Origin of the sequence: Cellulomonas fimi (assembly GCF_028527925.1) — a bacterium.
GTDB lineage: Bacteria > Actinomycetota > Actinomycetes > Actinomycetales > Cellulomonadaceae > Cellulomonas > Cellulomonas fimi_C.
Genome location: NZ_JAPESW010000009.1, coordinates 71635 through 92100, shown reverse-complemented (window position 1 = coordinate 92100; position 20466 = coordinate 71635). Strand labels below are relative to the sequence as shown.

The following is a 20466-nucleotide window of genomic DNA, read 5'->3' as shown; positions in this document are numbered from 1 at the left end:
AGGAGTGCTCCATGACCACCGCCGTCGTCGACCCCGTCGACACCCCCCGCAAGGGGATCCCCGGCCTCGCGCAGCTCCAGCGCATCGGCCGCTCCCTCATGCTGCCCATCGCGTCGCTGCCCGCCGCCGCGCTGCTGCTGCGGCTCGGCCAGGCGGACATGCTCGGCGCGGACGGGCTCGGCGCGCACGCCGCCTGGCTGCTGCCCGTCGCCGCCGTCCTCGCCGCTGCCGGCGACGCGCTCTTCTCGAACCTCCCCCTGCTGTTCGCGCTCGGTGTCGCCGTCGGCTACGCCCGCAAGTCCGACGGCTCGACGGGCCTCGCGGCGGTCATCGGGTACCTGGTGTTCAAGGGCGTCACGACCGCCCTCTCGCCGTTCATCCTCGGTGAGGCGGCCGAGGGCGAGAAGCAGGAGCTCATCAACTACGGCGTGCTGGGCGGCATCGTCATCGGCCTCGTCGCCGCGCTGCTGTACCAGAAGTACTACCGGATCAAGCTCCCGCCCTACCTCGCCTTCTTCGGCGGCCGCCGGTTCGTGCCGATCGTCACGGCCGGCGCGGCGATCCTCATCGCGGTCGTGGCGGCGCTCATCTACCCGGCCTTCGACGCGGGCTTCACCGCCGTCGGCGAGTGGGTCACCGGCTCGACGATCCTCGGCGCGTTCGTCTACGGCACCGCGAACCGCCTGCTCGTCCCGATCGGCCTGCACCACCTGCTGAACTCGCTGCCGTGGTTCCAGTTCGGCGAGTACACCGACGCCAACGGCGACGTCTGGAACGGCGACATCGCGCGCTTCCTGCACGGCGACCCGACCGCCGGCACGTTCATGACGGGCTTCTTCCCGATCATGATGTTCGCCCTGCCCGCCGCCGCCCTGGCCATCGTGCACACGTCGAAGGCGAAGAACCGCAAGGTCATCGCCGGCATCATGGGCTCGGCCGCGCTCGTCTCGTTCGTCACCGGCGTGACCGAGCCGCTCGAGTTCGCGTTCGTGTACGTCGCGTACCCGCTGTACGCGATCCACGCGGTGCTCACCGGCACGTCGCTCGCGCTCACCAACGCGCTCGGCATCCGTGACGGGTTCGGGTTCTCCGCCGGCGCGATCGACTACGTCCTCAACTTCCGGATCGCCGAGCAGCCGCTGCTGCTCATCCTCGTCGGGCTCGGGTACGCGGTCGTCTACTACTTCCTGTTCCGCTGGGTCATCACGCGGTGGAACCTGCGCACCCCCGGCCGCGAGGACGACGACGTCGCGCCCGTCGACCCGACCGCCGACGTGGTCGACGTCCCGTCACCGCGCACGGAGAAGCCGGCGCCGCCCGCCGCGCCCGCGACCGACGCGGCGCGATGACCAGCACCGCTCTCGTCCTGCGCGGCGTCGGGGTCAGCCCCGGACGCCGCGCAGGCGTGGTCGCCCGCATGCCCGACCCGCTGCCCGCACCGTCGAGCGAGCCGCTGCCCCCCGGCACCGACCTGGCGGCGGCCGCCGACCGCGTCGACGCGGCGGCCGCAACCGTGCACGACGCGCTCCTGGCCGCCGCCGGGAGCGCGCGTGGCGAGGCCGCGCAGGTGCTCGCGGTGACCGCGGAGATGGCGGCCGACCCGACGCTCGTCGACGAGGCGCGCCGCCGCGTCCTCGAGGCGTCCGCGACGCCGCAGCGCGCGGTGTGGGACGCGGCCGCGGGCGTCGCCGAGCAGCTCGTCGCGCTCGGCGGCCTGTTCGCCGAGCGGGCGCGCGACGTCCAGGACGTGCGCGACCGCGTCGTCGCCACGCTCACGGGCGCCCCGGTGCCGGGAGTCCCCGACCGCAACGCACCGTTCGTGCTGGTCGCGCGCGACCTCGCCCCGGCGGACGCCGCGCGCCTCTCCCCCGACCGCGTGCTCGCGCTCGTGACCGAGGGTGGCGGGCCGACGTCGCACACCGCGATCCTGGCCCGCTCGCTCGGCATCCCCGCGGTCGTCGCGGTCGCCGGGGCGGGCGCCCTGCGGGACGGGGACACGGTCCTCGTCGACGGCTCGCTGGGCGTCGTGACCCCCGACCCGGACGCCGAGGCCGTCGAGCGTGCGAGCCGGCCGGCCCGTCGGGCGACGCGTCTGGCCGCGCCCGGGGCGACCGCCGACGGGCTGCCCGTCGCGCTGCTCGCCAACGTCGCCGACCCCGCAGGTGCCGAGGCGGCCGCCGCGGCGGGTGCCGAGGGCGTGGGGCTCCTGCGCACCGAGCTCGGGTTCCTGGGCCGGACCGCCGCACCCGGGATCGACGAGCAGGTCGCCGCCTACCGGCAGGTGCTCGCGGCGTTCCCCGGGTGCAAGGTCGTCGTGCGCACGCTCGACGCGGGCGCCGACAAGCCGCTCCCCTTCGTCACCGCGCCCGACGAGCCCAACCCCGCGCTGGGCGTCCGCGGGCTGCGCACGTCGTGGGAGCACCCCCAGGTGCTGGACGACCAGCTCGCCGCGATCGCCGCGGCCGCGCGCGACTCGGACGCCGACGTCTGGGTCATGGCGCCGATGGTCGCGACGGCGGACGAGGCGCGCGAGTTCGTCGAGCGGTGCGCCGCGCACGGTCTGTCGCAGGCGGGCGTCATGGTCGAGGTGCCGTCGGCGGCGCTGCGGGCACGGGACCTGCTGGCCCACGCGACGTTCGCGAGCATCGGCACCAACGACCTCACGCAGTACGCGATGGCCGCCGACCGTGAGCTCGCGCGGCTCGCTCGCCTCTCGACGTCGTGGCAGCCCGCGGTGCTCGACCTCGTCGCGGCGACGTGCGCGGGCGGCCGGCTCCGCGAGCGCCCGGTCGGGGTGTGCGGCGAGGCGGCGGCCGACCCCGCGCTCGCGCCGGTCCTCGTCGGCCTGGGCGTCTCGTCGCTGTCGATGACCCCGCGCGCGCTGCCCGACGTCGGCGCGGTGCTCGCGACGGTGACCGCGGCGCAGTGCCGCGAGCTCGCCGAGGTCGCGCTCGCGGCCGACGGGGCCGACGCGGCACGTGCGGCGGTGCGGGCGCGCCTGCCCGTGCTCGACGAGCTCGGTCTGTAGACGCGGCGAGGGCCGGTACCGCGTCGTGCGGGACGCCGTACCGGCCCTCCTGCGCGGTCTCAGCCCACCGCGGCGCGGCTCAGGAAGCTCTCGAGCGCGTCGAGCGACGCGGCCGCCTCGTCGTCGTCGGCCTCGGTCGCGAGGGTGACCTCGTCGCCCGCGCACACCCCCAGCGTGATGACGGACAGGATCGAGCGGGCCGGTGCGGGCGTCGACCCGTCCTTCGCGATGGTCACCGGTGCGGGCTGTCGCGCGGCCTCCGCGACGAAGAGCGCGGCGGGGCGGGCGTGCAGGCCCTCCTCGATCGCGACGACGACGGAACGCTGCATGGCCTGCCTCCTGGCGGTCGACGATGACGTTCAGCAGGCTACTGGTCTAGACCAGAATCTGCCAGGGCCACGTCGCGCACCACCGGCGCGCGGACCTACGGCCGACGCGCGTCGGCGACGGTCAGCGCAGCGTCTCCGCCCGCTCCGCGACGCGGACGAAGTCGTCCGCGTCGACGGCCTCGAGCCGCTCGAGCACGTCGACGGCCTCCGCCTCGGTGAACCCCGTCGTCTCGACGCGCCACTCGACGTCGTCGACGCGGACGAAGACGTACCGCGTGGCGTTGTCGTGGACCGTGACGTCGCCGTGCACCCCGCGACCGATCACGGTGCACGTCGGCTCGGAGCCCAGCGGTGCGCAGTCCGTCCGGTCCGTGCTCACCGCGACGACGTAGTTCGACTCGTCGGACGTGCCGGCACCCCGCCGCCACTGCATGTCGAGGTCGGAGTCCCAGTCCGACCCGGGGTACGGCCACCGCGTGGTCAGGTACGTCCACCCGCCCGGGATCGGGCTGTCGAGCGAGCGTCCGTCCGTCAACGGCAGGGCGTCGCCGAACCGCTGCAGCTCGGTCCGTCGCTCGGCGCTGTCCCGCCGGCCCTGCAGGGCGGTGTCGCCGAGCCCCAGCAGCACGACCGCGCCCACGACGACAGCCACCCACCGCCAGCGCGCGTGCCCCGTGACCGCGAGCGGCAGCAGCACGGGCAGGCTCAGCAGGCACAGCTGGGCGATCGGCCCGCCCGGCGCGCGGGTCAGCGCCACCGCGACCACGAGCGCGCCGAGCACCGCCGCGAGCGCCGGCCGCCACCGCTCCCCCGGCGGGAGCCGGCGGAAGGCGATCGAGGCGGTCACCACGAGGGCGGTGACAGCCAGCAGCGCCACGACGCCCATCCCCAGCAGGACGAGCCCGAGCCCCTCCCAGCCGACCGACGGCCGCGACGCCATCAGCGCCACGACCGCCATGCCCGCCACTGCGACGCCCGCGGGCACGACGAGCGTGACGAGCGAGGCGACGACGACGTCCCGACGGTTCCCGACAGCCACGGGCGGACCGTACCAGCGGGCCTGTGGTCGCCGCGGCGGAACGGCGACCGTCCGTGCACGGGCACGCCTCGGTGACGGGTGCACGACGGCGGTCGGGGGTCGGACCCGGCCGGTCGTCGACGCGAGCACAGGCGGAACCGCGCGAGGCGTTCCACGATGTCCCCACCGCCCGCGCCACGACGAGAGGTGACCACGCTCATGGAGCCCTGGACGGAGCCGCACCGGGACCCGGCCCGCCTGAGCCCGCACGACGGCGACCTCGCGAGGGGCGTCACGGAGCTCATGCTCGTCCGGCACGGCGAGAGCGTCGGCAACGTCGCGGCGGCCGCCGCCGAACGGGCCCGGCAGGAGGTCATCGACCTCGACACGCGCGACGCCGACACGCCGCTGTCTGCGCTCGGCGCGGAGCAGGCCACCGCGCTCGGCGCCTGGCTCGCGGACGCGTCGTCGGCGGCGTCCGGTCCGGACGTCGTGTGGGTGTCCCCCTACGTGCGCGCGGTGCAGACCGCGACGATCGCCCTCCGGGCGGCCGGCCTGGACCTGCCCGTGCACCACGACGAGCGCCTGCGCGACCGCGAGCTCGGGATCCTCGACCTGCTCACGAGCGCCGGGGTGGACGCGCGGTTCCCGGCCGAGGCCGCGCGCCGACGGCACCTCGGCAAGTTCTTCTACCGGCCGCCGGGCGGCGAGTCCTGGGCGGACCTGACCCTCCGGGTGCGCTCCTTCCTCACGGACCTGGACCGCTGGGAGGCGGACCGGCGCGTCCTCGTGGTCGCGCACGACGCGGTCCTCATGACCGTCCGGTACGTCTGCGAGCGCATGACCGAGACCGAGGTCCTCGAGCTCGGCCGCCGGAACCCCGTCCGGAACGCCGCGGTGACCCGGCTCGTCCGCCCTCCGGGCCACCGGCCGGGTCCACCCCGGTGGGAGCTGACCGCGTTCAACGACGACGCCCACCTCCACGCGCAGGGGACGCCTGCCACCACCCACCAAGGGGACACCGATGCCCACCCGCACTGAGACCGTCACGCCGCGCCTCCTGCGCGAGTGGCCCCTGCCGTCGCTCGCCGGCTCGAAGTACGGGCGCGGGCAGGTCGTCGTCGTCGGGGGCGCGCGCCAGACGCCGGGCGCCGTCCTGCTCGCGGGGACCGCGGCGCTCCGGGTGGGTGCGGGACGCCTCACGCTCGCCGTCGCGCGGTCGGTCGCGGTGCCGCTGGCCGTCGCGCTGCCCGAGGCGGGCGTCGTCGGGCTCCCGGAGTCCGAGCAGGGGTCGGTCGAGGGCACCGGGCTCGACGTCCTGGCCGACGACCTGCGGGCCGCCGACGCCGTCCTGGTCGGTCCGGGTCTCGATGACGCCGACCGCACCTGGGCCCTGCTCACCGCGCTGGTGCCGCTCGTCCGGCGGTCCACGCCGGTGCTGCTCGACGCGTACGCGCTCGGCGTCCTCGCCGACCTCCCGGACGTCGCCGAGCAGCTGCGGGGTCGCCTGGTCCTCACGCCCAACACCACGGAGGCCGCGCGGCTGCTCGGCGTCCCCGACGACGACCTCGGCGACTCCGCGGCGGACCGCGTGGCGAAGCGCTACGACGCCGTCGTCACGTGCCAGGGACGCATCGGCGCGCCCGACGGGGGCCGGTGGGAGGTCTCGACCGGGACGTCTGGCCTCGCGACCTCCGGCAGCGGGGACGTGCTCGCCGGTGCGCTCGTCGGGCTGCTCGGCCGCGGCGCCGACCCCGCCCAGGCCGCCTGCTGGGCCACGCACCTGCACGCCACCGCGGACGACCGCCTCGCGGTCCGCGTCGGGCGCACGGGCTACCTCGCGCGCGAGCTCCTCGACGAGCTGCCCGCGCTGCTCACCGACCTGACTCCCTGACCGCCTCCCTCGTGCGCCGTCAGCACCGGGGCGCGATGCGCTGACCGGCGAGGATGTGCGCATGACCGATGCGCCCGTCACCCGCGTCCTGCTCGCCGACCACGACCTCCCCGCGGAGTTCCGGACCGGTCACGTCGAGGTCCGCCGCATCACGCTCGCGCCAGGGTTCGTCGCGGGTCCCCACACGCACAACGGCCCGGTGTTCGGGGTCGTGACGGCCGGCTCGGTCGACTTCCGGGTCGGCGACGGGCCCGTCGTGCGGCTTCGCGCGGGCGACGTGTTCTACGAGCCGGGCGACGAGCGCATCGGCGGCTTCGACGCGACCGAGGAAGGCGCCGAGTTCCTCGGCTGGTTCCTGCTGCCCGCCGGTGTCGAGGGCACGCTCACCCCCTGACCTGACGGCGACCTCGCGCCGTCCGGGCGGTCCGGTGCGGTCGTGGGGGCGCCGCCTCCCGGTTAGCGTCGGTCCATGTCGGACGATCCTCCCCTCGCACCCCCGAGAACGTCGTGGTTCGCCGCGCTGCGAGCCCGCCCCGTGCTCTGGGCGCTCCTGCCGGGGATCGTGCTGGTGGTCGCCGGGCTCTGGGTGTTCCTCGCGGTGCTGGACGGTGTCCGGGAGAAGGACGACCTGTGGGACCTCGACCAGCCCGTCCTGGAGTGGCTGGTCGGCCGTCGCAGCTCCGGGTGGACGTCCGTTCTCGCCGCCATCACATTCGTGACCGGACCGACGATCCTGCCGATCATCGTGCTCGTCGCGTGCGTCGTGTGGGGGCTGGTGCGCCGCGAGTGGTGGCGACCCCTGCTCCTCGCCGGGGCGATGGTCGCCTCGACGATCATCAGCCTCGCGATCAAGGGCCTCGTCGGGCGCGCGCGACCGCCCGCGGAGACGATGTTCGTGCCGGGCGCGGAGACCACGGGCTCCTTCCCGTCGGGGCACACCATCGGGACGGCGACGTTCCTCCTGGTCGCCGGCTACCTCGTGTGCAGCCGCAACCCGACCGTCCCCCGCCTCGTGGCCTGGAGCGTGCTGACCGTCGTGGGCACCTCTGTGGTGGCGCTGAGCCGCCTCTACCTCGGGTACCACTTCCTCACCGACGTGGTCGCAGCCGTCGCGCTCGCGATCACCGTGCTCGGGGGCGTGCTCGTCGTCGACCGGCTGCACACGCTCCACCGCCAGCCCGAGGCGCTGCCCGTGCCGACCTGACCCTCGAGCCGGAGGTACGGCGGGTGCGGAGTGCCGCGCCGGTCGACGGACCGCAGACTCGAAGGACACGCCGTCGCGGGCGCACCGCGCCGCAGAACCGAGGAGCTCCCATGTCCGTCGCTGACCCGCCGCGCGATCTGCGCGAGTACATCGAGTACCTGCGCGACAGCGGCTACACCGTCCGGGACGGCCACACGCCGGACCCCGACCTCATCGACCCGCAGGGCAACCCGGTCTACACCTGGCGCGAGGGCTACCCGTACGCCGACCTCATGGACCGGGACGACTACGAGCTCGAGAAGTACCGCCTGCAGGTCGAGCTCCTGAAGTTCCAGTACTGGCTCGAGGACAACGACAGGCGCGCGATCATCCTGTTCGAGGGGCGTGACGCCGCCGGCAAGGGCGGCACGATCAAGCGGTTCACCGAGCACCTCAACCCGCGCACGTCACGCGTCGTCGCGCTCGGCAAGCCGAGCGACCGCGAGCGCGGCCAGTGGTACTTCCAGCGGTACACCCAGCACCTGCCCACCGCCGGCGAGATCGTCATGTTCGACCGGTCCTGGTACAACCGCGCCGGCGTCGAGCGCGTCATGGGGTTCTGCTCGGACGAGGAGTACGCGACCTTCATGGCGCAGGCGCCGGCGTTCGAGAGGATGCTCGTCGACGCCGGCATCCACCTCACCAAGTTCTGGTTCTCGGTGTCCCGCACCGAGCAGCGGACACGGTTCGCCATCCGCCAGCTGGACCCGGTGCGCCGCTGGAAGCTCTCCCCCATGGACCTCGCGTCGCTGGATCGGTGGGAGGACTACACGGCGGCCAAGGAGGAGATGTTCCGGCGCACCGACAAGCGGTACTCGCGCTGGACGATCATCCGCTCCAACGACAAGAAGCGGGCGCGCGTCAATGCGATGCGGTTCTTCCTCAACCAGTTCGACTACGACGGGAAGGACGCGGCGGTCGTCGGACGCCCGGACCCGTTGCTCGTGATCCGTCGCAAGGACGAGCCGACGGGCGAGTGACGCCGTCGCGTCACGACGGCGTCAGCCTGCGCAGGAGGCGCGGATGTGGACCGGCCAGTGGTGCTGATACGTCACCGCACCGTCGTCCCAGTTCACGTCGAACACGATCTCGCCCGAGTACTCGCTCGCGAGCAGGTGCTGCTCGCCGTGCACGGACTCGCCCGGCTGGACGCGGTTCGGCATCCCGACGAGCGCGCGACCCGCCGGATAGGCCCGGACGTTGCCGATGGTCCCCGCCACGCCGGCGCGGTTCGTCACCTCCCACGTGACCACCCACTCGCCCGCGGCGGAGTCGCACCGCGCCAGGCCTCTGATGTCGACGGGATGATCGGCGTCGGCGCCGGCGGGAGCGGCGGCCACGCCGAGGACCGTGCCCACGACGACGAGGCAGGACGACAGGAGGCGGACCACGGTCTGGACGTTGCGCATCGAGGTCTCCCGGATCGCGTGACTCAACCGACTCGGCGCACATCGGGGACGGCGGGCCACATCCGGACGTGGTCCACAGCACCGCCACGCGATGTCGAGACGTTCCTACGCCGGAGAGTCGGCCAGCGCCCGAGCGGCGCGCCACGAGCAGGCGAACGGTCGGCGAACGTCCCGTCGCGGGCGTGCCGACGCGCGTCAGGCGGCGAGCGCACGTCGTCGCCCGGCGGCGCGCCACGGCGCCGGCCGACCGCACGAGCGGTGTGTCGACGTCGCCGCGCCGCGGGGAGGATGAACACCTCGTCGAGACGCGTGCGAGCAGAGCCCTGGGCGAGCAGACTGCTCGTCGTGACGGACGACCTCCACACCGTGGCCCTGACCGTTCGTTGCCCGCGCTGCGACGCGCTGCCGGGCAAGCCGTGCACGAGCTCGGAGGGGCAGGAGCGCGGCCGGCCGCACCGGCGCCGTGTCGAGCTCGCGCGGACGGAGACCGCGACCGAGGCCTAGCGCACGCCGGGCCGTTCCATCCGGCCGGAGCACGGATGCCGCGCGCGGAGCGTGGTCTCTCCTCGGCGAGAGGCGCAACGGCCCGTGGGACCTGCCGCTGGACCTCGTGCCCGAGGCCGAACGCTTCTCACGCCCCCTCCTGCCCGGGCGCGGTACGGGAAGTCAGGCGTACCACCGGACTCCGAAGGACACGAGGAGGGCGACGAGCGCGACGCCCGCGCACCACCGCGACGCGACGAGGCGAGCGCGCGCGTAGGAGAACGCCTCGTCTCGAGCCGCGCGGCGCGCGGCGACCCCGGGCGGAATGGTCCGGATCCGGGGCTGCGCGGCCACGCTGGCGAGGACGATGGACGCGGCTGCCGCCGTGAACGCGAGCACGGCAGCGAGTGTGAACACGTGACGGGCACCGAGCGGCAGCGCCCGTGCGGTGGAGTCGGCGTTCAGCAGCGTCCCGGCCCCCAGGAGCCCCGCGACCGCACCCACGGTCTTCTGCCACTCTGCGGCGACCGCGCGTAGACGCGGTAGCCGCTCGGCCACCGCCGCGTCGGCCCACGCGTCGATCTCACTGTCGCCCGGCTGAGTCGCGACTCCGACGACGCGGAGGCGGTCCGCGACTCCGTGACCGTCGGTGGGAGGCGTCGCGCTCATCGCGTCACGATCTGGACCGAGCCGGCGGCGCCGCAACCCGCCGGCCGCGCATCAGCCGCGCGCCCCGCGTGGACCTGGCCGCAGTTGCACGTGATCGACAGCCGATCGAGTGCGGCTCCGTCGACCAGGCCGACACCGATCGCGGCCGTGATGTCCCGTGCGAGCTCGTGCCCGCAGCCGGGACAGGGTCCGACGAGCCAGACCTGCGGACCGCGCTGCTCCAGTCCGAGGGCAGCGGCTCCTTGGATCCACTGGTCCACGCCGATCGGTCCCCAGGATCGTCCGCCGTCGGTCACGGAAGCTCCTTGAGGCGACGGTCCACCTCGATGGTGAAGCGGTCCCACGTCGACGCCCGGGACTCGAGGCCGCGGTCGAGCGCGACCTGCCGGTTGGCCGCGATGTCGAGCATGACCTCGCTCCACGCCTGGAACTTCAGCGCCATGTCCGCAGGCGTTCCGGGCGCCGGCGGTTCGGTCGCCACCGGCCGTGGACGCGAGGCCCGCAGGTTGGCCAGCTCGGACGCGGGCTGTCCGAGGCGTAGAGCCGTCAGGCCCAGCCGGATCTCGGGGTAGGGGTGCGTCCACCCGAGGTGCTTGTCGGTGTGCGCGGCGGCCGCCCACCACAGGCCGGAGTGCAGCGCCCACGGCGCCATGGCCCCGATGACCTGGCTCGGTGACGGGTACCCAGGCCCGAGAGGCGGTCGGGTCTGGATCTCGCACGCGATGGCATCGGCATGGTTCTCGCTGTTCGCGGTGGCCAGCTCGTCGACCTCGTCGATCGGCTGAGCCCACTGCGCCGGGCTCGTGACGCGCGCCGCGCGCTGGAAGTCGGGGTTGTCGTCCAGCCACGTGTCGTCAGGACCTGGGCGTCGCTGCGCCCAGTGCCCGAGCTCGTGGGCGATGACCTGGCAGTAGGCGGAGAGCATGGCGTGCCGACGGAAGAGGTCGGCGCCCCCGGTGTGGATCGAGATCTGGATCGGCTCGGCACGCACGTCGCGACCCGTCTGGCACCGCTCGAGCACGTCGCTCATCGCACCGCTCTGGTAGCCCAACGGTAGGTCGCCGTCCACCCAGCGCTCCGGCAGCTCCCTGAGCGTGCGGATGCTGGCCGCGACTGTCTGCACCACGATCCGCAGAGCCGCCAGCAGCCCGGTGTTCAGCAGCACCACGACACCGTCCCCAGCAGCGAACGAGCGTGCGGCCGGTCGAGGATCCGGCCAAAGGCCGCAGGCGAATCGCGGGATGCCGGCAGGCGTGCGAGCAGCCGACGCCGCCACGGCGCTGGCGCAGACCTCGACCTGACGCACGAGCTGCCGCGCGCCGCCGGCGAACGCGAGCGGCTCGGCAAAGCTCGAGGCCCACCGTGCGCCGTTGGGAGCCAGTGCCAGGTCGCGTTGGAACGCCGCCTGGACTGCGTCTTCTGCGGCGAGGTCCGCGGTGAGCGCGCTGAGGCCGCCCTCCAGCAGATCGAGTGCGTCGAGATAGGCGTCACGGAGATCGCTGTGGTGGGTCCGCGGGATCGGCCCGTCCCCGTCGTCCTGCCCCGTCGGCTCGTCCGGATGTATGGAGGCGCGGACAAGATCGAATGCCAGCATGTGACGCCCCCTCGTCGCTCAGCGGTCGTACCAAATGTCCTCTCCGGTCTCGTGATGACGGAAGGGCGAAATTCGGACGATCGGGTCGTCCGGCAGTCCCGACGAGGCGTACGCGGCGGAGCTTGCACGCCGTCGCCGCCGAAGCGGTCCGCTTCGAGGACCGAACCGGGTAGACGGAGCCTGATTCGTACGACTCGCTTGAGGGGGCAGGTCGTCGACGCCGAAGGGGGCTCGTCGATCCGAGCGCGATCCCTGGCGGCGCTCTCGACCCGGACGGCGTTGTTGCTGCGGCGGAGGCGCTCGCGGGCCAGGGCGCAGCAGTGCGAGATCACGGCGCGCAAGCCGTAGCTCGCTGGCGGGCGCTCGCGGGCGTGTACCAGGCGCCGGAGGCGGCGCAGCTCTTGGCGGTCATGGAACCCGTCGAGACCAAGGCACGGATCTTCGGCGATGACGTCGAGAAGGTCGCGGCCGCCCTCGAGCGCTACGCCGAGGCGATCGCGCCCATCGAGGCGTCACTAGAGTGCGTCCGGACCTGCTACTTCGGTGGAGCTGAGGGGACTCGAACCCCTGACCCCCTGAAGTACCGCAGTGCAGATGGAAAGTCGTGCGGATCTCGGCGTTTCTCCGAGGCCTTCGGCCTGACCTGGGCTGACGCCGGGATCTGAGGGCGTCGTAGACCAATCCTACGGCGCCGGATCGGTCTTTCTCGGAGCCATTCGGTGCCACAAAGTGTCCACTTTCTGTCCACCGCCGCGGTCGATCCTGACTGGAGGGTGCGCTGCGCGGGGACGCCGACGCCGCGAGGGCCAGCGTCGTCAGGGTGGTCAGCACTGCTCACGGGCTGCTCGTCCACGTAGCCGTGAATGAGCAGCCGGCCAGCCGACGCGATCCCGACGGACGGGTCGAAGCCCGCCGGCCGGCGGACGGCGTCACTCGTATCCCCCGCGCGACGCTGTGACGTCGCCCAGACGCCAACGTTCTGCGGGCGCACGCAAGGTCAGCTCGACATGCCTGACCCTCACCCTTTCCACCACGACGTCAGCTGTCGCGATCTCCGAGGTTCCTAGTCCATGTCTGCGTCGGCGAGCCATCGCGCGTCCAGCCGTCGCGCGAGCTCACCCAGCTCGCGGGTCAGAGCAGCCCACTCGTCTTTCGGGCCCTGCAGCGGCTCGACATGTATCGCACGAACTGCACCGTCAGCCACGAGCACCCCCGCCTGCGCAACTTCGTGCCGGTGGCCGAGCTCGATCACCTCCTCCTCGGACACGCCAGCAAGGGGCGCGCCGTCGAGCTCGCCCGCCTGCACGAGAAAGCCGGCTCGGTCCAGGGCCGCAGCGATCTCGTCGGCGGGAAGGGCTGACAGCTTGGCCGGCTCCTCCAGGTGCTCGGGCGCACCACGCCACAAAGTCATCGCCTCTCCCACCGGTGGCGCCGCAGGTCGGGACGAGCCGCCATACGCCCAGCCCGCAGGCCAGCCCCACACGGGTGACACCAACGCCTGCGGCGGCACCACACCTGGGCTCGTGTCGACGAGCGGCGCCAGCACCGACGCCTCCCGGCGCTGGCGCGGAGCCTTGGGCAGGCTCATCTGCGCCAGCAGCCGATCGAGCAGAGCGTCCGGGCGCCTCGCGTGCAACCGGTCGTGGACGACCGCTCTGGCGAGGGGGTATACGAAGGTCAGGACGGTGATTGGCCCCGCGCCGCACCGAACGCCGGTCGACTGGTGGGGCTCTTCGGGGCCGTGACGCGACACCGACGAGACGACCTCCCACGTCGCTGGCGGATCGTGCCGGTCGAGCACCAGGCGGGCATAGTGCTCGAGGCCGATAGCCGCCACGAGGGCGCGACGACCGCCGCTGGATTGCACCGGCAGATCGACTGTGTCAGCGCGAGCGACGAAGGGCATCCACTCCGCCTCGCCCACCCCTGGACTGCCTGCCAGTGCATAGTCGACAAACCACTTCCACAGCGGCACCAGGGAGTCGAACGACGCATCCATGGCATCGATCGGTCCGTCAGTCTCGCGCATCCGCCGCGCGAGCTTGTGCAGCTCGAGCTCTTCTCGAGCGCGCACGTGATCCCGATAGGCCACTGCCTGCTCCGGAGAGATCCCTGCGAACCAGTACATCGCGTCAACCTCCGGCCGGAATGTGCATGACGAACTTGACCGAGACACCGGCGGCTTGCGCCGCCTGCTCCATCTTCGCCAGCAGGCGATGCGAGGGCCCGAGTTTGCCCGTGAGCTCGCTCGCGAAGAAGTGCCACTCGATACCCCGCGCGCTGCCCGCCTTGGCAAGCGCCAGATCCTTCTGGAACTGCCTCCAAGCGAACGGTCCGCGCACGAACCCGACTTTCGCCTCGTGCAGGTCCAAGCGCCAAAGGCCGTCTTCCCCGATGCGAGCCACCGTGGCGTCGGGGTACCGACAGCCCATGCAGGCGGTCGGGCGCGCATTCCCGAGCCACATCGGAGCCGGCCTAACGTCGGGATCCTCGCCCAGGTACCGGCGCAGAAACTGCTCCCCGTCCGAACCTAGCGCGAAGAAGCCGGGAGCGCCTTCGACCCCAGGCGACCGCGCGGCTACACGCAGCGGGCTATCGATTCGGCCTGACCTGGGCTGACGCCGGGATCTGAGGGCGTCGTCGACCCATCCTATGGCGCCGGATCGGTCCTTCTCGGGGCCCTTAGGTGCCGCAAAGTGTCCATTTTCTGTCCACCCCGCCCGGCTGGCAGGGTCTGGTTGAAACTGACCGCCGAGCCCCGCCGTCGCTTCTTAGTGTGAGCAGTACGGTCCCTTCCATGCCGGGAGCGAGAGGTGCGGACGGTTCTGTGGCGTGCGGCTACCGACGCCGCGCTGGCGGACCCTTTCGGTGCGAGGGTCCGTCGGTCACAGGCGCTTGGGTGACGGCGGGACGTTCAGAGTTGGCCGACGACGTGCGTTGTGGTGGCGGTGTCTTCGGAGCCGCTATGACTCCTGCTGGGTTCGTAGTGATGCGATGCAGCGTTGAGGTGCGGGCCGCGGACCCAGCCGCGACGCGAGAAGCCTGCGGCGTGGCGTGGCGGCGGATGAGGTGGGGCTCACGCGACTCCAACACGAGCCGGATCGCCCGCGCTCGCAGCTCCTTCGGATACTTCCTCGGTGCCCGCATGACCCTCATCCTTCCGCGGTTGAGAGCCTGCATCGATCCCAGGGCGGTTCACCCGAGCCTGCCGCTAACGGGAGCCACGGCTCACCGTCGAACTCGGCGCCCCTTCGCGAGCTTCATGGGTGGTGTGTCGCAATCCAGATCATCGCCGCTCAGGAGGTCCGCCGGGATTCCTGCCCCACCTCGCGGAGCACAGAACGCCGCCGGGCGCGGCCAGCGACGGGCAGGTGCTGCTGGATCTGGTCTGCACGATCATGCAGATCCACGGACACCACAAGCAGGGCGTTCGGGTGATGCCGCTCAAGGAGTCTGTGCAGTCGGCCGCGCCGGGCGTCAGGCGCTCGGCGCGGCCGACCGCACTCACCGCCGCGCGACGAAGTACGCGTTGAACGGGTCGGCGTCGACCTGCTTCTGCTCGACCTTGGCGAACCCGGCCTCGCGCAGCATCGTCTCGGCGAGCTCGACGCCCCACACCGTGCCCAGCCCGACGCCGTCGAGCCCGAGCGACACGCTCATGCAGTGGTAGGTCGAGATCGCGTAGAGGTAGCTCGACCACGGCACATCGAGGTTCTGCTCGAGATGGCTGGACGCCTTGATGTCCACCATGAGGAACGTGCCGCCGGGCGCGAGTGCGCGCCGCACGTTCTCGAGCACCAGGCCCGGCTGCGCCTGGTCGTGGATCGCGTCGAACGCGGTGATGAGGTCGAACCTCCCGTCGTCGGTGAGCAGCGCGACGTCGACCGCCTCGAAGCGCGCGTTCGTCAGGCCGAGCTCCGCTGCCTCCTGGCGCGCCGCCTGGATCGCGACCGTCGAGAAGTCATACCCGGTGAACCTGCTGGCCGGGAATGCCTGGGCCATGAGATTCACCGCGTGACCGCGGCCGCAACCGACGTCGGCCACCTCGATGCCCGCCCTCAGTGCGTCCGGCAGGCCCGGGGCGAGCGGCAGGATGCCATCCACCAGGGCGGCATCGTGCACCGCGGCGCTCGTCTCGGCCATGTTCCGGTGGAAGTGCGGGTAGTCGCCGTAGGAGAGGCCACCGCCTTCGCGGAACCGCCGGATCACGCCCTGCTCGACCTCGCCCATCATCGCGACATGCTGCATGAGGATCGCCATGTTGTTCGGGCCGGCCGCCGAGGTCAGGACAGCCGCGTGCTCGCGGGGGAGCAAGAAGGTCGCCGTCGCCGGCTCGTAGTGCAGGATGCGCGCCGTCGTCATGCCGCCGAGCCACTCGCGCACGTACCGCTCGTCGAGGTCAGCCGCGGCGGCGATCTGCGCGCTCGTCGCCGCGGGCAGGGCCGCCATCGTCTCGAACAGGCCGGTCTGATGGCCGGTGCTCGTCAGGATGGCGACCGCTGCGTCGTTGAGCACGCCCAGCATCCGCCCCGCGAACGCCTGGGCGGCCGCCGTGTCGAGCTCCGTCTCGGCGATCGCAGAGCGGTGGTCGGCCGTGGTCTCAGTGCCCCGCGTCGCCAGTGTCGTCGTCATCATGGTCAGTCTCCGGTTCTGCCAGGCCCCTGTGGCCGGCTCGTTCCGACCGTACGAACGGGCGGGTGGGCGCCTCATCGGGCGAATCGTGCGTCTTGCGGGCGGCTGCATGGGGTGGTCGCCGCACGTCCGACCCCCGGGAGCAATGCAGCAGGAAGAGCGCGAGCATCAGCGCCGTCGTGACGACGTAGAAGGCGTGCAGCGCCCAGATCGGGCCGATCGGAAGGCTGTAGACGTACACCGAGTGCACGAGGTTGCCGAGGTTGCTGAGCAGCAGGCTCGACAGGCTGTACGACGTGAGGTCCTTGGTCCGAACGGCCTTGACGATCATGGGGAGCGTGCTGCCCGCGAAGACGACCGTCGAGATGCTACCGGCGGCGAGCGCGAGGTCGAACGACATGACCGCACGCTCCTTCCGTTCTCGGCGTCCGGGGTCGTCCCGACGCTAGGAGGTCGCGCGGGGGCTCGGCATCGGGCGTTCGGTGCACCCGGGCGGGCGGGGCGTGCGGCGGTTGGTGCAGACGCGTCGCCCGGCGCGATGGCGACCCGCAGCCTCAGGACCGGCGCGGGAGGCCGTTCTCATGCGCCCACGCCGCCGCGGCGGTGCGCGACGTGACGCCGATCTTGGTGAAGATGTTGGCGAGGTGGCGGCTGACGGTCTTCTCGCTGATGACGAGCGTCTGCGCGACCGCGCGGTTCGTCATGCCCGTCGCGACGCACGAGAGCACCTCGCCCTCCCTGTCGGTGAGGCCAGCCGGGAGGCCGCCGTCGCCGTCGAGTCGGCGCACGTCGGGCGCGGCGCCGAGCTCGCGGTAGATAGCGAGCGCCGTCGCGCGATCCCCAGCGGCGACCTCGGACCGGCCCGCCCCTCCGTGCGCCCGCGCGAGCAGCTCGTACACCTGCGCCGTCTCGTAGCGGCAGCGCTGGGACCGGTACTCGCGCGCCGCCGCCTCGAGGGAGGCGAGGGCGTCGTCGTGCCGGCCGTGGGCGACCTGCACCGCGCCGCGCGCGTGCGCCGCCCACGCGCGCAGACCCGGGGTGTCGAACTCGCGGCTGATCTGCTCGAGGCGCCGGCACCAGCGGTCCGCCTCCTCGACGAGGCCGAGGCCCAGCGCGACCTCGACGCCCGAGGTGAGCAGGCGCGCACCGGCAAGGCGGTCGCGCCCGGCCAGGGCGCTCGAGAGCCCGATCCACGCCGCGTCGCCGTCGCCGGTCGCGTGGCGCAGCAACGACTCGCCCGGCTGCGGCTCCGTGCCTAGCGCACGTGCCCGCGCGTAAGCGGCGAGCGCGCCGTCGCGGTCGCCCCGCATCCGGCGAATCTCGCCCAGCTGGTAGAACGCCTCGCCCGCGACCCAGTTGTTGCGGCCCTCGAGGTCCGTACCGCTGCGCTCGATGCCCTCCTCGGCCTCCGCCCAGCCGCCCTCGGTGCACAGCAGCTGGAACCGGTGGACGCGGCAGATGCCCGAGAAGACGACCTCGCCGCGGAACTGCTCGCACCACTGCTCGGTCGCGCGGGTCCAGGCGCGCATACGCTCGAGGTCGCCGAGCTCGTGGCACGCGTGGATGACGGTGCAGTAGACCTCGCCGGCCCACTCCGGCGGTAGGCTGCCGGCGAGCACAGGCAGCATCGCCTCGTCGAGCTGCCCGAATCCCGACGCCGTGCGCCCGCGGCGCAGGTCGCCAAGCCCGGCGAGCACGAGGGCGAGCGAGGTGAGCGCCGGGTCACGCCGCCGGCGCGCGATGCCGGCCAGCGCCTCGGCCTCGCGGTCGAGCACGGGCATGTCCCACCGCGAGAGCGCCAGGGAGCCGTCGATGTAGGCGAGGTAGCCGTGTGCGGCGCTCTCGGGCAGGCCGTCGAGCAGCCGACGCGCGCGGTTGAGCCACCCGGACGTCACGACGACGTCGCCGCGCGTGAACCACAGGAGCGCCAGGTCCAGCGCGCGCATCGCGGCCGGCTCGGCGTCGCCCGCCTCCTCGAGCAGTCGGTACGCGAGCTCGGTCGCCTCCAGCGACTCCTGCACGTGACCGACCCACCACGCGGCCCCGCCCAGGGCGGCGAGGTCGGCGGCGTCGAGCTCGCCCCACGCGCGGGCCTGGGAAAGCGAGCCGTAGGCCGCCTGCCAATCGCCGCGAGCGTACGCCTCGCGCGCTGCGGTGAGCACGTCCGTCTGGTCCATGGTGATCAGTCACGGTAGACCCCAGCCCGCGTGACGGGGAGATGCAAGATCGCGGGTCGCGCGACCGGGCCGGGCACGCTGGCCGGTCAGGCCGGCACCGTGGGCCGGCGCGTTCAACTGCCGTGGACGCGGATCGGTGCCAGCAGGCCCCGTCTGCAGGTCTAGACGCCGTCCACCCGACTTGAACATGCCGGTCCGAGACTCTCCTGCGTGAGGTCGAGTCCGGACCGATAAGTGTCCATTAAATGTCCAGTGGCCACGTCTGGCTCCTGTGTTCAGGATCCCGACGTGGCCTCTGACCTGCTACTTCGGTGGAGCTGAGGGGACTCGAACCCCTGACCCCCTGCATGCCATGCAGGTGCGCTACCAGCTGCGCCACAGCCCCGTTCCGAACCCACCGCAGCGGGTCCCACACCCTTGCGGGCGCTCGGAGAGTCTAGGACGAACCCCGGTCGATCTCCTAATCGGGGTCGCGGGTCTCGGCGTCGGCGTCGGACTCCCGGCGGTCGGGTCCGGCGTTCCAGTCGGTCGACGCGTCGGTGGGTCCGAGGTTGTAACCCGTGAGGCGCCAGCCGGGCACGCCGTCGAGCGTGGTCGCGACCAGCTCGGTCCAGTGCGCGTTGAGCATCCCGGCGAACGCGTGCAGCCGGTCACCGAGGCCGAGCAGGCGGCCGACGGTCGAGCTGATCGCGGAGCCGTGCGACACGACCACGAGCGTGTCGGCGCGGCCGAGCGCGGCGGCGTGCTCCTCGACGGCCACGGCGACCCGGTCGGCGACCTCGGCACGCGTCTCGGCGCCCACCCCCTCGGGCTCTCCCCCGGCCCGCCAGACGGCGAACTCCTCGGGCCACGACGCGACGATCTCGTCGCCCGTGAGGCCCTCCCAGATGCCGAAGCCACGCTCACGCAGGCGCGGGTCGACGACGAGCTCGAGGTCCGCCGCGCGCGCCAGGTACGCGGCGGTGTCGTGGGCTCGGCTGAGGTCCGAGGTGACGATGCGCGTGGGCTCGTGCCGCGCGATCATCCGCGCGGCGGCCGTGCGGGCCTGCCAGCGGCCGACGTCGTCGAGCGGGATGTCGACCTGGCCCTGCAGTCGTGCGGAGGCGTTGTGGGCGGTTCGCCCGTGCCGCCAGAGCAGCACACGTCCGGCGGTCACGCCCCGCTGCCCTCGCCGTGCACGTCGGCGGGCAGCTCGATGAGGGGGCAGTCCTTCCAGAGGCGCTCGAGGGCGTAGTAGACGCGGTCCTCGGCGTGCTGGACGTGCACGACGACGTCGCCGAAGTCGATGAGGACCCAGCGCCCCTGTCCCTTGCCCTCGCGGCGCACGGGCTTGCTGCCGAGGTGGAACAGCGCCTCCTCGACGGCGTCGACGATCGCGCCGACCTGCCGCTCGTTCGTGCCGGACGCGATGAGGAACACGTCGGTGAGGACGAGCTGCTCGCTCACGTCGAGCGCGATGATCTCCTGCGCCTTGAGGTCGGAGGCGGCGCGGGCCGCCGCCACGGCGAGCTCGACGGCTCGTTCGGTCGCGGGCACGGAACTCCTCGGGTGGTTCGGTCAGGTGATGAGCGGTGCGCTCACGTCGGTCGCGGCCGCCGGCGGGGCCGCGTTGGGGGTGGGCTCCTCGCCGCGCGCGTTGTTGAGCAGCAGCACGATGAGGAAGCCGAGCACGAATGCGACGAGCGCGAGCACGATGAGGTGCAGCCACGTGTACGGGTGACGCGGCCGCTCCTCGGCGTCCTCGTCGTCATCCTCGTCGTCGTCCTCGTCCAGGTCGTCGACGCGCGGGGCGCGCGCGGCGGTCGGGTCCGGCCGCTGGGCGAACGGCGCGCCACCGTCGGGTCCTGCCGGTGCACCGACGGGCGTGTCGGCCGGGCGGCCCCACGACCCGGGCACGGCCGTCGCCGGAGCCGCCGACGCGGCGGTGAACGTCTCGGCCGCCGCGGGAGCCGTGCCGGCGGACGCTGCCGACGGCGACGTCGCGGACGGC

General features: G+C 72.9%; 23 protein-coding genes and 1 tRNA gene. 9 read left to right on the top strand and 15 right to left on the bottom strand.

From position 1 onward, the window contains the following. Nucleotides 1–11: 11 nt before the first annotated feature. Together OMK64_RS06610 and ptsP are read left to right on the top strand one after the other, a co-directional pair. Nucleotides 12–1349, top strand: a complete 1338-nt coding sequence (locus tag OMK64_RS06610; protein WP_272727286.1) for a PTS transporter subunit EIIC — start codon at nt 12–14, stop codon at nt 1347–1349. Beyond that, entirely contained in the window at nt 1346–3028 is a 1683-nt protein-coding gene (gene ptsP, locus OMK64_RS06605; RefSeq protein WP_272727285.1) for a phosphoenolpyruvate--protein phosphotransferase, read from the top strand. Before OMK64_RS06610 ends, ptsP begins: the two co-directional genes overlap by 4 nt. Before the next feature lie 59 nt (nt 3029–3087). On the opposite strand, the gene OMK64_RS06600 is transcribed toward ptsP, so the two are convergent. Both OMK64_RS06600 and OMK64_RS06595 read right to left on the bottom strand, forming a co-directional pair. After that, complete coding sequence (locus tag OMK64_RS06600; protein ID WP_272727284.1) at nt 3088–3357, bottom strand: HPr family phosphocarrier protein; 270 nt, start codon at nt 3355–3357, stop codon at nt 3088–3090. A gap of 121 nt (nt 3358–3478) precedes the next feature. After that, nucleotides 3479–4396 (bottom strand): hypothetical protein, encoded by a 918-nt coding sequence (locus OMK64_RS06595; protein WP_272727283.1) that lies wholly within the window; start codon nt 4394–4396, stop codon nt 3479–3481. Between the two features lie 198 nt (nt 4397–4594). Between OMK64_RS06595 and OMK64_RS06590 the strand changes: the two genes are divergently transcribed. The 5 genes from OMK64_RS06590 to ppk2 all read left to right on the top strand — a co-directional run bounded on the left by OMK64_RS06590 (nt 4595) and on the right by ppk2 (nt 8492). Continuing rightward, nucleotides 4595–5416 carry a histidine phosphatase family protein gene (locus OMK64_RS06590; RefSeq protein ID WP_272727282.1) on the top strand — a complete coding sequence of 274 codons (822 nt, stop codon included), beginning with the start codon at nt 4595–4597 and terminating at the stop codon, nt 5414–5416. Beyond that, nucleotides 5400–6269: an NAD(P)H-hydrate dehydratase gene (locus tag OMK64_RS06585; RefSeq protein ID WP_272727281.1), complete on the top strand. Its 870-nt coding sequence runs from the start codon at nt 5400–5402 to the stop codon at nt 6267–6269. Before OMK64_RS06590 ends, OMK64_RS06585 begins: the two co-directional genes overlap by 17 nt. A 61-nt stretch (nt 6270–6330) precedes the next feature. Further along, the gene (locus tag OMK64_RS06580) at nt 6331–6663 is read left to right on the top strand and encodes a cupin domain-containing protein (protein ID WP_272727280.1); all 333 of its coding nucleotides are present in this window, start codon (nt 6331–6333) and stop codon (nt 6661–6663) included. 75 nt (nt 6664–6738) lie between these two features. Next, entirely contained in the window at nt 6739–7473 is a 735-nt protein-coding gene (locus OMK64_RS06575; RefSeq protein ID WP_272727279.1) for a phosphatase PAP2 family protein, read from the top strand. Nucleotides 7474–7583: 110 nt separating this feature from the next. Continuing rightward, entirely contained in the window at nt 7584–8492 is a 909-nt protein-coding gene (gene ppk2 / locus OMK64_RS06570; RefSeq protein WP_272727278.1) for a polyphosphate kinase 2, read from the top strand. A 21-nt stretch (nt 8493–8513) separates the two neighbouring features. Here ppk2 and OMK64_RS06565 read toward each other — a convergent pair whose 3' ends face one another. Further along, the gene (locus OMK64_RS06565; protein WP_272727277.1) at nt 8514–8921 is read right to left on the bottom strand and encodes a hypothetical protein; all 408 of its coding nucleotides are present in this window, start codon (nt 8919–8921) and stop codon (nt 8514–8516) included. Between the two features lie 345 nt (nt 8922–9266). Between OMK64_RS06565 and OMK64_RS06560 the strand changes: the two genes are divergently transcribed. Then, the gene (locus OMK64_RS06560) at nt 9267–9425 is read left to right on the top strand and encodes a zinc finger domain-containing protein (RefSeq protein ID WP_272727276.1); all 159 of its coding nucleotides are present in this window, start codon (nt 9267–9269) and stop codon (nt 9423–9425) included. A gap of 162 nt (nt 9426–9587) precedes the next feature. On the opposite strand, the gene OMK64_RS06555 is transcribed toward OMK64_RS06560, so the two are convergent. The 3 genes from OMK64_RS06555 to OMK64_RS06545 are packed head-to-tail and all read right to left on the bottom strand — an operon-like array spanning nt 9588 to nt 11667. Next, entirely contained in the window at nt 9588–10073 is a 486-nt protein-coding gene (locus tag OMK64_RS06555; protein ID WP_272727275.1) for a hypothetical protein, read from the bottom strand. Next, a complete protein-coding gene (locus OMK64_RS06550; RefSeq protein ID WP_272727274.1) occupies nt 10070–10369 on the bottom strand; it encodes a hypothetical protein in 300 nt (99 codons plus the stop codon). Before OMK64_RS06550 ends, OMK64_RS06555 begins: the two co-directional genes overlap by 4 nt. After that, complete coding sequence (locus tag OMK64_RS06545) at nt 10366–11667, bottom strand: hypothetical protein (RefSeq protein WP_272727273.1); 1302 nt, start codon at nt 11665–11667, stop codon at nt 10366–10368. The genes OMK64_RS06550 and OMK64_RS06545 overlap by 4 nt, the downstream gene beginning before the upstream one ends. A 371-nt stretch (nt 11668–12038) precedes the next feature. Here OMK64_RS06545 and OMK64_RS06540 point away from each other — a divergent pair, with 371 nt between their 5' ends. After that, entirely contained in the window at nt 12039–12332 is a 294-nt protein-coding gene (locus OMK64_RS06540) for a hypothetical protein (protein ID WP_272727272.1), read from the top strand. A 398-nt stretch (nt 12333–12730) separates the two neighbouring features. Here OMK64_RS06540 and OMK64_RS06535 read toward each other — a convergent pair whose 3' ends face one another. The 9 genes from OMK64_RS06535 to OMK64_RS06495 form a co-directional block, all read right to left on the bottom strand. Then, nucleotides 12731–13795, bottom strand: coding sequence for a hypothetical protein (locus tag OMK64_RS06535; RefSeq protein WP_272727271.1), 1065 nt, complete (start codon nt 13793–13795; stop codon nt 12731–12733). Between the two features lie 4 nt (nt 13796–13799). Beyond that, nucleotides 13800–14039 carry a hypothetical protein gene (locus OMK64_RS06530; RefSeq protein WP_272727270.1) on the bottom strand — a complete coding sequence of 80 codons (240 nt, stop codon included), beginning with the start codon at nt 14037–14039 and terminating at the stop codon, nt 13800–13802. Between the two features lie 1132 nt (nt 14040–15171). Further along, the gene (locus tag OMK64_RS06525; protein WP_272727269.1) at nt 15172–16299 is read right to left on the bottom strand and encodes a class I SAM-dependent methyltransferase; all 1128 of its coding nucleotides are present in this window, start codon (nt 16297–16299) and stop codon (nt 15172–15174) included. After that, nucleotides 16268–16699, bottom strand: a complete 432-nt coding sequence (locus tag OMK64_RS06520; protein WP_272727268.1) for a hypothetical protein — start codon at nt 16697–16699, stop codon at nt 16268–16270. The genes OMK64_RS06525 and OMK64_RS06520 overlap by 32 nt, the downstream gene beginning before the upstream one ends. Before the next feature lie 154 nt (nt 16700–16853). Beyond that, nucleotides 16854–18476 (bottom strand): LuxR C-terminal-related transcriptional regulator, encoded by a 1623-nt coding sequence (locus OMK64_RS06515; RefSeq protein ID WP_272727267.1) that lies wholly within the window; start codon nt 18474–18476, stop codon nt 16854–16856. A 312-nt stretch (nt 18477–18788) separates the two neighbouring features. Continuing rightward, nucleotides 18789–18861 (bottom strand) — tRNA-Ala (locus OMK64_RS06510). A 75-nt stretch (nt 18862–18936) separates the two neighbouring features. Then, nucleotides 18937–19632 carry a histidine phosphatase family protein gene (locus OMK64_RS06505; RefSeq protein WP_272727266.1) on the bottom strand — a complete coding sequence of 232 codons (696 nt, stop codon included), beginning with the start codon at nt 19630–19632 and terminating at the stop codon, nt 18937–18939. After that, nucleotides 19629–20012 carry a ribosome silencing factor gene (gene rsfS / locus OMK64_RS06500; RefSeq protein ID WP_272727265.1) on the bottom strand — a complete coding sequence of 128 codons (384 nt, stop codon included), beginning with the start codon at nt 20010–20012 and terminating at the stop codon, nt 19629–19631. Before rsfS ends, OMK64_RS06505 begins: the two co-directional genes overlap by 4 nt. Nucleotides 20013–20033: 21 nt before the next feature. After that, nucleotides 20034–20372, bottom strand: coding sequence for a hypothetical protein (locus OMK64_RS06495; RefSeq protein WP_272727264.1), 339 nt, complete (start codon nt 20370–20372; stop codon nt 20034–20036). Between the last annotated feature and the right edge of the window lie 94 nt (nt 20373–20466).

Bases quoted from the DNA above. Each gene is read 5' to 3' on its own strand.
- OMK64_RS06585 (WP_272727281.1), top strand. From the start codon at position 5,400: ATGCCCACCCGCACTGAGACCGTCACGCCGCGCCTCCTGCGCGAGTGG.
- OMK64_RS06515 (WP_272727267.1), bottom strand. From the start codon at position 18,476: ATGGACCAGACGGACGTGCTCACCGCAGCGCGCGAGGCGTACGCTCGC.
- OMK64_RS06565 (WP_272727277.1), bottom strand. From the start codon at position 8,921: ATGCGCAACGTCCAGACCGTGGTCCGCCTCCTGTCGTCCTGCCTCGTC.
- ppk2 (WP_272727278.1), top strand. From the start codon at position 7,584: ATGTCCGTCGCTGACCCGCCGCGCGATCTGCGCGAGTACATCGAGTAC.
- OMK64_RS06590 (WP_272727282.1), top strand. From the start codon at position 4,595: ATGGAGCCCTGGACGGAGCCGCACCGGGACCCGGCCCGCCTGAGCCCG.
- OMK64_RS06580 (WP_272727280.1), top strand. From the start codon at position 6,331: ATGACCGATGCGCCCGTCACCCGCGTCCTGCTCGCCGACCACGACCTC.
- OMK64_RS06555 (WP_272727275.1), bottom strand. From the start codon at position 10,073: ATGAGCGCGACGCCTCCCACCGACGGTCACGGAGTCGCGGACCGCCTC.
- OMK64_RS06610 (WP_272727286.1), top strand. From the start codon at position 12: ATGACCACCGCCGTCGTCGACCCCGTCGACACCCCCCGCAAGGGGATC.
- ptsP (WP_272727285.1), top strand. From the start codon at position 1,346: ATGACCAGCACCGCTCTCGTCCTGCGCGGCGTCGGGGTCAGCCCCGGA.
- OMK64_RS06575 (WP_272727279.1), top strand. From the start codon at position 6,739: ATGTCGGACGATCCTCCCCTCGCACCCCCGAGAACGTCGTGGTTCGCC.
- OMK64_RS06520 (WP_272727268.1), bottom strand. From the start codon at position 16,699: ATGTCGTTCGACCTCGCGCTCGCCGCCGGTAGCATCTCGACGGTCGTC.
- OMK64_RS06600 (WP_272727284.1), bottom strand. From the start codon at position 3,357: ATGCAGCGTTCCGTCGTCGTCGCGATCGAGGAGGGCCTGCACGCCCGC.
- OMK64_RS06525 (WP_272727269.1), bottom strand. From the start codon at position 16,299: ATGACGACGACACTGGCGACGCGGGGCACTGAGACCACGGCCGACCAC.
- OMK64_RS06535 (WP_272727271.1), bottom strand. From the start codon at position 13,795: ATGTACTGGTTCGCAGGGATCTCTCCGGAGCAGGCAGTGGCCTATCGG.
- OMK64_RS06545 (WP_272727273.1), bottom strand. From the start codon at position 11,667: ATGCTGGCATTCGATCTTGTCCGCGCCTCCATACATCCGGACGAGCCG.